The sequence below is a fragment of the Streptomyces geranii genome (assembly GCF_002954775.1).
Classification (GTDB): domain Bacteria; phylum Actinomycetota; class Actinomycetes; order Streptomycetales; family Streptomycetaceae; genus Streptomyces; species Streptomyces geranii.
Window position 1 is genome coordinate 47,797 of record NZ_PJME01000056.1, and the last position, 11,901, is coordinate 59,697.

General features: G+C 69.7%; 14 protein-coding genes and 1 rRNA gene. 9 read left to right on the forward strand and 6 right to left on the reverse strand.

Translation table 11 applies throughout. The annotated features are described in order from the left end of the window. Window positions 1–72: 72 nt before the first annotated feature. Together CW359_RS38535 and CW359_RS38540 are read right to left on the reverse strand one after the other, a co-directional pair. Entirely contained in the window at window positions 73–1,122 is a 1,050-nt protein-coding gene (locus CW359_RS38535) for an S-adenosylmethionine:tRNA ribosyltransferase-isomerase (protein WP_105974878.1), read from the reverse strand. Then, on the reverse strand, window positions 1,119–1,814 hold the full coding sequence (locus CW359_RS38540) for an SDR family NAD(P)-dependent oxidoreductase (protein WP_105974879.1): 696 nt from the start codon (window positions 1,812–1,814) through the stop codon (window positions 1,119–1,121). The genes CW359_RS38535 and CW359_RS38540 overlap by 4 nt, the downstream gene beginning before the upstream one ends. A gap of 186 nt (window positions 1,815–2,000) precedes the next feature. Between CW359_RS38540 and CW359_RS38545 the strand changes: the two genes are divergently transcribed. The 4 genes from CW359_RS38545 to CW359_RS38560 all read left to right on the forward strand — a co-directional run bounded on the left by CW359_RS38545 (window position 2,001) and on the right by CW359_RS38560 (window position 4,610). Continuing rightward, on the forward strand, window positions 2,001–3,149 hold the full coding sequence (locus CW359_RS38545) for a GAF domain-containing sensor histidine kinase (RefSeq protein WP_105974880.1): 1,149 nt from the start codon (window positions 2,001–2,003) through the stop codon (window positions 3,147–3,149). Continuing rightward, the gene (locus CW359_RS38550; protein WP_105974881.1) at window positions 3,142–3,783 is read left to right on the forward strand and encodes a response regulator; all 642 of its coding nucleotides are present in this window, start codon (window positions 3,142–3,144) and stop codon (window positions 3,781–3,783) included. Before CW359_RS38545 ends, CW359_RS38550 begins: the two co-directional genes overlap by 8 nt. A gap of 147 nt (window positions 3,784–3,930) precedes the next feature. Beyond that, window positions 3,931–4,221 (forward strand): chaplin, encoded by a 291-nt coding sequence (locus CW359_RS38555; RefSeq protein ID WP_105974882.1) that lies wholly within the window; start codon window positions 3,931–3,933, stop codon window positions 4,219–4,221. Window positions 4,222–4,370: 149 nt separating this feature from the next. Further along, on the forward strand, window positions 4,371–4,610 hold the full coding sequence (locus CW359_RS38560; protein ID WP_105974883.1) for a chaplin: 240 nt from the start codon (window positions 4,371–4,373) through the stop codon (window positions 4,608–4,610). A 175-nt stretch (window positions 4,611–4,785) separates the two neighbouring features. Here the strand turns inward: CW359_RS38560 and CW359_RS38565 are convergent, their stop codons facing one another. Next, on the reverse strand, window positions 4,786–5,568 hold the full coding sequence (locus CW359_RS38565; protein WP_105974884.1) for a hypothetical protein: 783 nt from the start codon (window positions 5,566–5,568) through the stop codon (window positions 4,786–4,788). 129 nt (window positions 5,569–5,697) lie between these two features. Here CW359_RS38565 and CW359_RS38570 point away from each other — a divergent pair, with 129 nt between their 5' ends. The 3 genes from CW359_RS38570 (at window position 5,698) to CW359_RS38580 (ending at window position 8,144) form a co-directional block, all read left to right on the forward strand. Beyond that, the gene (locus CW359_RS38570; RefSeq protein WP_105974896.1) at window positions 5,698–6,489 is read left to right on the forward strand and encodes an ABC transporter ATP-binding protein; all 792 of its coding nucleotides are present in this window, start codon (window positions 5,698–5,700) and stop codon (window positions 6,487–6,489) included. Window positions 6,490–6,605: 116 nt separating this feature from the next. Further along, window positions 6,606–7,037 (forward strand): NfeD family protein, encoded by a 432-nt coding sequence (locus CW359_RS38575; RefSeq protein WP_105974885.1) that lies wholly within the window; start codon window positions 6,606–6,608, stop codon window positions 7,035–7,037. Window positions 7,038–7,184: 147 nt separating this feature from the next. Beyond that, entirely contained in the window at window positions 7,185–8,144 is a 960-nt protein-coding gene (locus CW359_RS38580; protein ID WP_105974886.1) for an SPFH domain-containing protein, read from the forward strand. Window positions 8,145–8,260: 116 nt separating this feature from the next. Here CW359_RS38580 and CW359_RS38585 read toward each other — a convergent pair whose 3' ends face one another. From CW359_RS38585 to CW359_RS38595, 3 genes are all read right to left on the reverse strand, one after another. Further along, on the reverse strand, window positions 8,261–8,767 hold the full coding sequence (locus CW359_RS38585) for an HNH endonuclease (RefSeq protein ID WP_105974887.1): 507 nt from the start codon (window positions 8,765–8,767) through the stop codon (window positions 8,261–8,263). A 203-nt stretch (window positions 8,768–8,970) separates the two neighbouring features. Then, on the reverse strand, window positions 8,971–9,510 hold the full coding sequence (locus tag CW359_RS38590) for a YbhB/YbcL family Raf kinase inhibitor-like protein (RefSeq protein ID WP_105974888.1): 540 nt from the start codon (window positions 9,508–9,510) through the stop codon (window positions 8,971–8,973). Between the two features lie 180 nt (window positions 9,511–9,690). Further along, the gene (locus CW359_RS38595; RefSeq protein ID WP_105974889.1) at window positions 9,691–10,473 is read right to left on the reverse strand and encodes a sporulation protein; all 783 of its coding nucleotides are present in this window, start codon (window positions 10,471–10,473) and stop codon (window positions 9,691–9,693) included. Between the two features lie 146 nt (window positions 10,474–10,619). Between CW359_RS38595 and CW359_RS38600 the strand changes: the two genes are divergently transcribed. Further along, window positions 10,620–11,261 carry a DNA-3-methyladenine glycosylase gene (locus CW359_RS38600; protein ID WP_105974890.1) on the forward strand — a complete coding sequence of 214 codons (642 nt, stop codon included), beginning with the start codon at window positions 10,620–10,622 and terminating at the stop codon, window positions 11,259–11,261. A gap of 557 nt (window positions 11,262–11,818) precedes the next feature. Beyond that, window positions 11,819–11,901, forward strand: a 16S ribosomal RNA gene (locus CW359_RS38610); the annotation flags it as partial.

The window sequence follows — 11,901 nt, forward strand, 5'->3', positions numbered from 1 at the left end:
GCGGGGTCACACGAGCCGCCCACGCATCTCACCATTGGTTGCGAGAGCAACGCTCAGAGTGAGGCTCCTGCCTCAGGCCTCCGCCGGAAGGAGGAGATGCACGTCCCCGAACTCGTGCCACAGGTACCGCTCGCGCAGTGCCTCCTCATACCCGCGGTCGACCGCCGCACGCCCCGCGACCGCCTCCAGCATCAGCAGATGCGACGCCTGCGGCTCGTGCAGCCCCGTCAGCAGCCCGTCGACGACCCGTACGCCCCGCTCGGGCGTCACCACGAGGTCGGTCCACCCCTCGGCCGCCCGGACCACCCCGTCGGGCCCGGCGGCCGACTCCAGGGCCCGTACGGCCGTCGTCCCGACCGCCACGACCCGCCCGTCCCCGGCCCGCACGGCGTTGACCAGCCGCGCCGAGGCCTCCGGCACCGCGAACCGCTCGGGATACGGCGGCTCGTGCGCCTCCGCCGACGCGACCCCCGTGTGCAGCCGCACGGGCGCGAACTGCACACCCCGGCTCACCAGCTCCGCCACCAGCGGCGCGGTGAAGGGCCGCGCGGCACTCGGCATCTCCGCGCTGCCCGCCCCGTCGCCGGACGGCAGCGCGAACACCGTCTGATAGACGGACAACGGCTGGTCCCGTTCCGTATAGGAGTAACGAATGGGCCGCCCGTGCTCCCGCAGCACGCCGGGCACCCGCCCGTCCGCCCGCGCCCACCACAGCCGCGCACCGCACGCGACGAGCGGCTCCTCCAGGACCAGCCGCACACCGCCGGGCAGCCGTACGACCGTCCCCGCGGGCCCACCCGCACGCGCGCGCGTGGTGCCCGCCCCGTCGGGCTCCCGCAGCTCGACGGCCCACCGCCCGTCGTCCCCGCACGTCGAGAAATGCACCACCACGCGCGCGTGCCCGATCCGCCCGTCCACAGCGGCGGCCACCGTCGGCGACGTGTTGACGACCAGCAGATCCCCGGCCCGCAACAGCCGGGGCAGCTCGCCGAACACGTGATGCGACACCGCGGTCCCCCGAGACACGAGCAGCCGGACGTCGCCCCGCCCGAGCCCCGGCCCGCGCTGCTCGACCGGCACCCGCGCGGACAGCTCCTCCGGCACCTGCACGGCCAGCGTCATCGCACCTCCAGCAGGGACGGCGCCGAGTACCGCCCACTGGCCGGCCGCTCGTCCAGCAACCGCAGGAAGGCGGGCACGACGGAGGCGGGCTCGGGCCGAGGATCGCCGTCGTCCGGTACGGCCGCCGCGTACAGGTCCGTCCCCATGTCACCGGGGTCCACCGCCCAGACCCGCACCCCGGGCTCCTCCGCCCCGAGCACCGCCGCCAGCTGGTCGAGAGCCGCCTTGGACGCCCCGTAGCCACCCCACGTCTCGTACGCCTCGGCCGCCGCGTCCGAACTGACGGCGATCACCGCCCCGGCCGCCGACTCCCGCAACAGCGGCAGCGCCTCCTGGACCAGCCCCAGCGCGGCCACGACATTCACCTCCAGCGCCCGCCGCAGCCCCTCCAGGGGCAGTGCTTCCAGCCGTACGAGCGGCTCGGCGCCCAGCGCGCTCGCGTTGCTCACCACCAGATCGACCCCGCCCAGGTCCCACGCCGCCGAGACCAGCGCGACCCGGTGACCGGCGTCCGTGACATCCCCGGGAAGGGCCTGGACGCCCCCTCCGTACGCGGAGAGCGCCTCCGCGGTGGTGTGCAGGGCCTCCGGGGTCCTGGCGTCCAGTACGAGATCCCAGCCGCGTTGCGCGAGCGCGGACGCCAGCGCCCGTCCCAGCCCCTTGGAAGCCCCCGTGATGATCGCTACCGGCATGACATGCGTCCCCTCGTCCACGGCCGCCGATGATCGGCCGTGTGCCCAACGTAGGAACGGGACCGCCCGGACCGCCTCGTACCGGGGCCGCAACCCGGTGGGGCCCTTCGGCCTAGTCCCCAAGGCCCAGGCAGGGCGGCCACAGGGCGGATACGCACTGTCACACCCCGCCGGTACCGTGAGGGCATGAGTCAAGGACCACGGTCCGGTCTGTCCGCGGTGAGCGCCGCACTGCTGGCCATGAGCAGGCATCTGGAGGTGCGCGACGTCCTCAAGACGATCGTCGCCTCCGCCAGAGAACTGCTCGACGCGCAGTACGCGGCCCTCGGCGTACCGGACGACCACGGCGGCTTCGCCCAGTTCGTGGTCGACGGCGTCAGCGACGCCCAGTGGAAGGCCATCGGCCCCCTCCCGCGCCAGCACGGCATCCTCGCCGCGATGCTCCAGGAGGCCAGGGTCGAGCGACTGGCCGACGTCCGCGAGGACCCGCGCTTCGAGGGCTGGCCCTCCGCCCACCCCGACATGTCCGACTTCCTGGGCCTGCCGATCCGCGACGGCGAAGAGGTGCTCGGCGCCCTCTTCCTCGCCAACAAGAACTGCGACAAACCGTCGGGCTGCTGCGGCTTCACGGAGGACGACGAGGACCTCCTCACGATCCTCGCCCAGCACGCGGCGATCGCCCTGACCAACGCCCGCCTCTACGAACGCAGCCGCGAACTGACCATCGCGGAGGAACGCTCCCGCCTCGCCCACGAACTGCACGACGCGGTCAGCCAGAAGTTGTTCTCCCTGCGCCTGACGGCCCAGGCAGCCGCTGCCCTGGTGGACCGCGACCCCGCCCGCGCCAAGGGCGAGCTGCAACAGGTGGCCGCGCTCGCCGCGGAGGCCGCCGACGAACTGCGCGCCGCGGTCGTGGAGCTGCGCCCCGCCGCCCTGGACGAGGACGGCCTGATCGCCACGCTCCGCACCCACGTCCAGGTCCTCGACCGCGCCCACTCCGCGCGCGTGACCTTCGACAGCCTCGGCGTGCGCGCCCTCCCGGCGGCCCAGGAGGAGGCCCTGCTGCGGGTCGCCCAGGAGGCCCTGCACAACGCGCTGCGGCACTCCGGGGCGGCCCTGGTGGAGGTGACCCTGGCAAAGCGCGGCCAGAGCGGCGCCGCCCTGCGTATCACTGACGACGGCTGCGGCTTCGACCCCACGGCGGTGCGCAGCGCCGGACGCCACCTCGGCCTGGTCTCCATGCGGGACCGGGCGAGCGGGGTCGGCGGCCGGCTGGACGTGCAATCGGCGCCCGGAAAGGGCACCACCGTCGAGATGGAGGTCCCCGGTGGCTGACACGATCAAGGTACTGCTCGTCGACGACCACCAGGTGGTCCGCCGGGGCCTGCGCACCTTCCTCGAAGTACAGGGCGACATCGAGGTCGTGGGCGAGGCGTCGGACGGCGCCGAGGGAGTCGAACGGGCGGAGGAACTGAAACCCGACGTCGTCCTCATGGACGTCAAGATGCCGGGCATGGACGGCGTCGAGGCGCTGCGCAAGCTCCGCGAACTCGACAACCCCGCGCGCGTGCTGATCGTCACGAGCTTCACCGAGCAGCGCACGGTGGTCCCGGCCCTGCGCGCGGGAGCCGCCGGATACGTCTACAAGGACATCGACCCGGACGCCCTCGCCGGCGCCATCCGCTCCGTGCACGCCGGACACATCCTGCTTCAGCCGGAGGTCGCGGGCGCGCTGCTCACCCAGGAGGAGACGCACTCGGGCCAGGGGAGGGGCGGCTCACTCACCGAGCGGGAGCGGGAAGTACTGACCCTGATCGCGGACGGCCGCTCGAACCGCGAGATAGCCCGGGCCCTGGTCCTCTCCGAGAAGACGGTCAAGACCCATGTCTCGAACATCCTGATGAAACTCGACCTGGCGGACCGCACCCAGGCGGCGCTGTGGGCGGTACGTCATGGTGTGACCGGATGAGCGGCAACTCGGAACGTTCCCTTCCGGGCTGAGATTCATACCGTCGTGGGAATGTCACCCGGATGGCGCATCCTTCGTGGATCTCCGGCGTTCTCCAGTGCGTGCCGCGGCGATCTGCCGCGGTGGACGCAATGGGAGGGCACAGAAGTGAAGAACCTGAAGAAGGCCGCCGCCGTCACGATGATCGCGGGTGGCCTGGTCGCCGCCGGCGCCGGTTTCGCCTCCGCCACGGACGGCTCTCACGGGGGCGGCTCGCACGGCAACGGCTCCCACGGGAGCGGCTCGCACGCGAACGGCCACGCCGTCGGTTCGCCGGGCGTCGCCTCGGGCAACCTCGTCCAGGCCCCGGTGCACGTCCCGGTGAACGTGGTGGGCAACAGCGTCAACGTCATCGGCGTGCTGAACCCCGCCTTCGGCAACCTCGGCCTCAACCGCTAGCGGAACCCCCGGGAGGCCGACCGGGTGTCGCGGATTGCCCCAAACGGGCATTTCACCGTGGGGATCCGTATCGCCCGGCACCTCTCCCGCGTTGCGCAGCGTACGACCCGCGGCCGGGTCGCCCACGCAATCGCAGGAGGACGTTTCCCATGAACATCGCCAAGAAGGCCGCCGTGGCCGTCACCATCGCCGGTGCCGCCGCGGGCGCGGGTGCCGGTATCGCTGTCGCCGACTCCGACGCCCACGGTGTGACCGCGAAGTCCCCGGGCGTCGGCTCGGGCAACCTCGGCCAGGTCCCCGTGCACGTCCCGGTCAACGCCGTCGGCAACAGCGTCAACGTCATCGGCCTGCTGAACCCGGCCTTCGGCAACAACGGCGTCAACGACTGACACCGGACGGCAACACCGAGAGCCCCGCGAACGAGAACGGTTCGCGGGGCTCTCGACGTTCACTCCTCAGCCCGTCCGGCGTTTGAGGACGAGGCCGTCCAGGCCGAAGCGGGGGCCTGGGGGCGGCAGCCCCCAGCGACGCCCACACCGACCAACCCTCACCGCAGAGCAACCCTCACCGCACCCCCCGCTCCACCACAACGGAGTTGTACGCCGCGACCTGCGCCCGCCGAGCCGTCCGCTCCACCGGCCGCAACGCCTCCGCCCGCGCCGCTATCTCCGAGGCGCTGACCGCCCCGCCGGGCCCGTTCTCCGACGCCACCGAGATCAGCAGTCCCACCCGCTGCGCCAGCTCCAGCACCCGTACCGCCCGCGGCGGATACCCCGGCGCCAGCACCTCGCGTCCAACCTCCGCCCGCGCCCGGTACGCGTCGATCGCCGCCTCCGCGACCGGCCCCGATCCGGCGAGGTCCAGCCGGGCCAACACCGCCGTCGCGTCCCGCAACGCCTCCGCCAACTCCCGCTCGGCCTCGCCGAGGGACGGCACATCGGCGGGCGGCGCCTCGCGCACCGGGAGGCAGTGCCAGACGACCTCGACATGTACGTCGCCGGCCGGCCCGGCCTCGTACACCTCGGGCACCAGGCCCAGCGCGACGCCCTCGCAGATCACCGCCTCCTCCGCGTCCAGCGCCCGCGCGTTGAACTCGGGGGGACCGCTGAGCCCGAGCGGATGCCCGGGCGCGGGCAGCGCGATGCGTAGCCCGGACGCACCGAGCGTCCGCAGCCGCCCCAGCGCGAGGGTGAGACCGACCGGCGCCGATTCGCCGGGCAGCCCCTCGACCCGGTGCACGGCGTCCTCCCCGACGATGGCCACTACCGCGTCGTCCGGCGAAACAAGTCCGGCCAACAGGGCATTTCCCCATGCGGCCAGTCGTCCTGAGCGTGGTTCCGAGAGCATGCCTCCACCCTAAGGACCGACCGAGGGGCTGGAGCGGCCGACCGGTGGCGTAGATTTCGTGGGGGGCTGCGCCCACAGGCGCACACGAACGCGAGACTGGCCGACACTGCAATGGGAGACAACCCGCTCATGAGCGATGTTCTGGAGCTGGAGGACGTATCCGTGGTCCGCGAGGGCCGGGCTCTGGTGGACCAGGTCTCCTGGTCGGTCAAGGAGGGCGAACGCTGGGTCATCCTCGGCCCGAACGGCGCCGGCAAGACCACCCTCCTGAACCTCGCGTCCAGCTACCTCTACCCCAGCCAGGGCACCGCCACCATCCTCGGCGAGACCCTCGGCAAGGTCGACGTCTTCGAACTGCGCCCGCGTATCGGCATGGCGGGCATCGCCATGGCCGAGAAGCTGCCCAAGCGCCAGACCGTGCTCCAGACGGTGCTGACCGCCGCGTACGGCATGACGGCGGGCTGGCAGGAGGAGTACGAGGACATCGACGAGCAGCGCGCCCGCGCGTTCCTCGACCGGCTCGGCATGAGCGACTACCTCGACCGCCGCTTCGGCACTCTCTCGGAGGGCGAGCGCAAGCGCACCCTCATCGCCCGTGCCCTGATGACCGACCCCGAGCTGCTGCTCCTCGACGAGCCCGCCGCCGGCCTCGACCTCGGCGGTCGCGAGGACCTCGTACGCCGCCTCGGCCGGCTGGCCCGCGACCCGATCGCACCCTCCATGATCATGGTCACGCACCATGTCGAGGAGATCGCCCCGGGCTTCACCCACGTCCTGATGATCCGGCAGGGCAAGGTGCTCGCCGCCGGCCCCCTGGAGCTCGAACTCACCTCCCGCAACCTGTCGATGTGCTTCGGCCTCCCGCTGGTCGTCGAGCAGCGCGGCGAACGCTGGAGCGCGCAGGGCCTGCCAATGGCCTGACGGCACACGGAACTTGGCCCGGCACGCCGGTCACCTCGCGGAACAACTGGAAGAAGCCGGTGCCAAGTTGATCGGCGCCCTGTCGGTGACCAGGCCCGCGGACATACCATGACGACGTGAACGACATCGACGCATGGGTGTGGTGGCTCGTCGGCGCCGTGGCGCTGGGTATCCCGCTCGTGGTGACCGCGATGCCGGAACTCGGCATGCTGGCCGTGGGCGCCCTGGCGGCTGCCGGCGCGGCCGGACTCGGCGGCGGACTCGTCGTCCAGGTGCTCGTGTTCGCCGTCGTGTCCACGGCGCTCATCGCCGTCGTACGGCCCATCGCGACCCGGCACCGCGCCGACCGGCCCCAACTCCTCTCCGGAATCGACGCGTTGAAGGGCAAACAGGCCGTCGTCCTGGAACGCGTCGACGGCTCCGGTGGCCGGATCAAGCTCGCCGGAGAGATCTGGTCGGCCCGCTCCCTCGACGCCCAAGTCGCCTACGAGGTGGGCCAGGAAGTGGACGTCGTCGAGATCGAAGGGGCCACGGCGATCGTCATGTGACCTCGCACGACGCAAGTGAACGGAACGTGCACGAGGCGGTCGACGGTCTGTCACACTCGACCAGCAAGATCTTCAACAAGCAAGATCTTCAACAGGCATACGATCTTTCCGTAAGCGCCAAGGCGGAGAAGGGTACGGGGAGCCACGATGGAACCCATCATCATCGTCCTGATCATTCTGGTGGTGTTGGTCTTCATCGCCCTGATCAAGACCATCCAGGTCATCCAGCAAGCGAGCGCGGCCATCGTGGAACGGTTCGGCCGTTACACGCGAACGCTCAACGCGGGCCTGAACATCGTCGTCCCGTTCATCGACACCATCCGCAACCGCATCGACCTCCGCGAGCAGGTCGTCCCCTTCCCGCCGCAGCCGGTGATCACCCAGGACAACCTGGTCGTCAACATCGACACCGTCATCTACTACCAGGTGACGGACGCGCGGGCGGCGACGTACGAGGTCGCGAGCTACATCCAGGCCATCGAGCAGCTCACCGTCACCACGCTCCGCAACATCATCGGCGGCATGGACCTGGAGCGGACCCTGACCTCCCGCGAGGAGATCAACGCGGCCCTGCGCGGCGTCCTCGACGAGGCGACAGGCAAGTGGGGCATCCGCGTCAACCGCGTCGAGCTGAAGGCGATCGAGCCGCCGACCTCCATCCAGGACTCGATGGAGAAGCAGATGCGCGCCGACCGTGACAAGCGCGCCGCGATCCTTACCGCCGAAGGTATCCGCCAGTCCCAGATCCTCACGGCGGAAGGTGAGAAGCAGTCCGCGATCCTGCGCGCCGAGGGTGAGGCCAAGGCCGCCGCCCTGCGCGCCGAGGGTGAGGCCCAGGCGGTCCGTACGGTCTTCGAGGCCATCCACGCCGGAGACCCGGACCAGAAGCTCCTCTCCTACCAGTACCTCCAGATGCTCCCGAAGATCGCCCAGGGCGACGCCAACAAGCTCTGGATCGTCCCCAGCGAGATCGGCGACGCCCTCAAGGGCCTGTCCGGCGCCATGGGCAACTTCGGGGCCATGGGCGGCGGTTCGGGCGGCGGCGGAGACAACTCGGGCGGTGGCGGCGGCGCCGAACGCCGAGAAAAGCCCTCAATCACAGACTGACGGCTCAGAGAGACCCCGCGCCCCTGAAGGGGCGCGGGGAACTGCGCGATCAGCCACATCGAACCGGCAGCCGACGAACTACCGCCGGACCCCAAAAAAGTCCCACCCGCACGGAACTACGCCGCCGGCTGCACCAACCACTCCGGCAGAGCATCGAACTCCCCCGGCCCCAAGGACAACAGCATCGCGTCCGCGGGCGAGGGCTCGAACGGCAGCCGCAACAGCGGCATCCCCGCCTGCTCCGGAGTCCGCGCCGCCTTACGGTGGTTGTCCTCCGCGCACGAGGCCACCGTGTTCAGCCACGAGTCCTGCCCACCCAGCGACCGAGGCACCACATGGTCCACGGTCGTCGCCCGGCGACCGCAGTACGCGCACTTGTGCCGGTCCCGGACCAGCACACCCCGCCTCGACCACGGTGCTTGTCTTCGGAACGGCACCCGGACATAGCGGCACAGCCTGATCACCCGGGGCGCGGGTATGTCGACCGCCGCGCCGCGCATACGGATCTCGGGGTGGGCCTGCTCGACAACGGCCTTGTCCTGCAGCACCAGAACGACGGCCCGGTTCAACGTCACCGTCGACAGCGGCTCGAAGCTCGCGTTCAGTACCAGCGTGTCCCGCATCCAGCCCACCTCCTATGCTCACCGGCCCACCACGTGGCGGGCGGGCATGGATCAACTCTGGCCGGGCACGCCGAGATGGACAACGCAATATCTGTGCTCACCCGGGGACAACCCCCGGACCCCCGGCACAAAAAATGCCCGCCTCTGATCACTTCCAAGACCAGAGGCGGGCAAACGTTCAATGAACGTCAGTCTTCGGGGAATCAGTCCTCGGCGGGAACCTCGTACTCCCCGACGAGTTGGGCGCGCGCGATCGCGTGGAACCGCAGATTGAAACCGACGTACGCGGGAGACGCGTCCGCGTCCGGACCCAACTTCTCCTGATCCACGGCGTACACCGTGAACACATACCGGTGCGGACCGTCCCCGGCCGGCGGCGCCGCACCGCCGAAGTCCCTCGTGCCGTAGTCGTTGCGCGCCTGGACCACGCCCTCGGGCAGCCCCTCGAACTTGCCGCTGCCCGCGCCCGTCGCCAACTCGGTCACGGAGGCCGGGATGTCGAAGGCGACCCAGTGCCAGAACCCGCTGCCCGTGGGCGCGTCCGGGTCGTAGCAGGTCACCGCGAAGCTCTTGGTCTCCGGCGGGAACCCCTCCCACCGCAGCTGCGGCGAGGTGTTGCCGGACGCGTAGACCTGAGCGTCCTTGAGCGTCGCCCCCGCCTCGACGTCCTCGCTCGTGACCGTGAACGACGGCACGGGCGGATGGAAGTCGTGCGGCAGCGGCGGCCTCTTCAGCTCGGTCACGTGGATACCTCCTGGTGGGATCGGACGAGTATCGAACCCTGATCACGGCCCTGACGGCCCTGGCAACCAGCCTAGTTGCCACCTCCTCCGCGGAGGCGAGCGGCACCCGAACATCCAACGGGCCCGACCCGACAGAGGGCCCGGCAACGCCGAACGGCGTTACCGGGCCCTCATTTGTCACTAGAACCAGTTGCGCTTGCTGCCGACCGCGGCCAGCCACTGGTTCAAGTACGCCGCCCAGTCCGTGTTCTGGTAGTCGTGCAGGCCCACCTGGAACGACCGGAAGGTGTCACTGCCCTCGCTGAACAGCCCGGGCTTCTTGTCCATCTCCAGCACGACGTCCATCGCGTTCTCGTCGGCGACGAAGCTCAACTCGACCTGGCTCAGGCCCTGGTAGCGCGCCGGCGGGTAGAACTCGACCTCCTGGTAGAAGGGCAGCCGCTGCCGAGTGCCGCGAATGTGACCGCGCTCCAGGTCGGCGTTCTTGAACCGGAAGCCCAGCTGGAGGAACGCGTCCAGGATCGCCTTCTGCGCGGGCAACGGGTGCACGTTGATGGGGTCGAGGTCACCGGAGTCGACGGCACGCGCGATGGCCAGCTCGGTGGTCACCCCGATGTGCATCCCGCGCAACGGCTGACCGTCGATGACCGTGACCGGCGTCTCCCAGGGGATCTCCAGCCCGAACGGCACGGTGTGCACGGCACCGGCCTGCACCTCGAAGGCACCACCGAGCCGCACCTTCGTGAACTCGACGTCCTGCTTGTACTCCTGGTCGCCGCTCTCGACCTCGACCTTGGCCTGGAGCCCGACGGACAGACCCTCGATCTGCTGGGGCACGGAACCGCCCTGGATCCGCACCTCACCCTGGACGACACCGCCCGGAACGACGTTGACCTCTGTCAACACCGTCTCGACCGAAGCCCCACCGGCACCCAGGCTCGCGAGCAGCTTCTTGAACGCCATGTCTCTCCTTCTCCAGCGATCCTTGCGATCCCTTGATCCTTAGAAACGCGATCCGGCCGTGGCCGGTTCCGTGCCTCACCCTGGCAAGGCGGACGCTTCCTGGCCACCCCGTCGACGGAGACACGCCTGCACTACGCTCGGACGGCATGATCGCGCCCGCTGACCGTACGCCCCTGCCCAGGGAGTTCTTCGACCGGCCAGTACTGGAGGTCGCCCCCGACCTCCTGGGCCGCACCGTCGTCCGCACCACCCCGGACGGTCCGATCGAACTCCGCCTCACAGAGGTGGAGGCCTACGACGGCCCGAACGACCCCGGCTCCCACGCCTATCGCGGCCCCACACCCCGCAACAGCGTGATGTTCGGTCCGCCCGGCCATGTGTACGTCTACTTCACCTACGGCATGTGGCACTGCATGAACCTCGTGTGCGGCCCCGAGGGCACGGCCAGCGGGGTCCTGCTCCGCGCCGGCGAGATCATCGAGGGCGCCGAACTCGCCCGCAAACGTCGAATTTCGGCCCGAAACGACAAGGAACTGGCCAAAGGCCCGGCCCGCCTGGCCACAGCCCTGGACGTGGACAGGGCTCTCGACGGTACGGACGCCTGCGCCCCCGGAGCCGCACCGATCACGGTCCTGACGGGTACCCCCGCGATCCCCGAGCAGGTGAGGAGCGGTCCGCGCACCGGCGTGGCCGGCGACGGGGGCGTCCACCCCTGGCGCTTCTGGATCTCCAACGACCCTACGGTGAGCCCCTATCGGGCCCATGTGCCCCGTCGTCGGTCAACTTGACGCGCCCTTGGGGGATCCGTAATGTAGCCCGAGCCGCTTGAACCGGGTACGGCGATCGCCTGCAGCCGGAAGCGGCCAAACCACTACCTACGACTCCCTCTCAGCGGGGGCAATTTCGACGTGCCCGCACGCTGAATTGCGAACGCGCAGAAACTCGATTATGAGTTGCCGAGGGGATCGGCTAACGTAGTGAATGTCGAAAGGCCGACGAGCGAAAGCCGGAAAGCCCAGACAATCCCGCCAACAGGGAATCGGATCAAAAAACGATCTGGTAAGGTTGGAAACGCAAGACAGCAGGACCTGAAAGACCGAAGGGAAACTGCCCGGAGGAAAGCCTGAGAGAAATTCTTGGGTGAGTACGAAGGAAGCGTCCGTTCCTTGAGAACTCAACAGCGTGCCAAAAATCAACGCCAGATATGTTGATACCCCGTCCACCGCGATGTGTGGTGGTCGAGGTTCCTTTGATGCAGTAAACACAGCGAGGACGCTGTGAACGGTCGGGCTTATTCCGCTTGACTGTTCCGCTCTCGTGGTGTGCACCCGATTACGGGTAATCATTCACGGAGAGTTTGATCCTGGCTCAGGACGAACGCTGGCGGCGTGCTTAACACATGCAAGTCGAACGATGAACCCGCTTCGG

What these genes read in the sequence shown, in the direction of transcription:
- CW359_RS38545 (WP_105974880.1), top strand. Translation starts at nt 2,001, where the DNA reads ATGAGTCAAGGACCACGGTCCGGTCTGTCCGCGGTGAGCGCCGCACTG.
- CW359_RS38540 (WP_105974879.1), bottom strand. Translation starts at nt 1,814, where the DNA reads ATGCCGGTAGCGATCATCACGGGGGCTTCCAAGGGGCTGGGACGGGCG.
- CW359_RS38580 (WP_105974886.1), top strand. Translation starts at nt 7,185, where the DNA reads ATGGAACCCATCATCATCGTCCTGATCATTCTGGTGGTGTTGGTCTTC.
- CW359_RS38535 (WP_105974878.1), bottom strand. Translation starts at nt 1,122, where the DNA reads ATGACGCTGGCCGTGCAGGTGCCGGAGGAGCTGTCCGCGCGGGTGCCG.
- CW359_RS38595 (WP_105974889.1), bottom strand. Translation starts at nt 10,473, where the DNA reads ATGGCGTTCAAGAAGCTGCTCGCGAGCCTGGGTGCCGGTGGGGCTTCG.
- CW359_RS38565 (WP_105974884.1), bottom strand. Translation starts at nt 5,568, where the DNA reads ATGCTCTCGGAACCACGCTCAGGACGACTGGCCGCATGGGGAAATGCC.
- CW359_RS38600 (WP_105974890.1), top strand. Translation starts at nt 10,620, where the DNA reads ATGATCGCGCCCGCTGACCGTACGCCCCTGCCCAGGGAGTTCTTCGAC.
- CW359_RS38570 (WP_105974896.1), top strand. Translation starts at nt 5,698, where the DNA reads ATGAGCGATGTTCTGGAGCTGGAGGACGTATCCGTGGTCCGCGAGGGC.
- CW359_RS38585 (WP_105974887.1), bottom strand. Translation starts at nt 8,767, where the DNA reads ATGCGGGACACGCTGGTACTGAACGCGAGCTTCGAGCCGCTGTCGACG.
- CW359_RS38560 (WP_105974883.1), top strand. Translation starts at nt 4,371, where the DNA reads ATGAACATCGCCAAGAAGGCCGCCGTGGCCGTCACCATCGCCGGTGCC.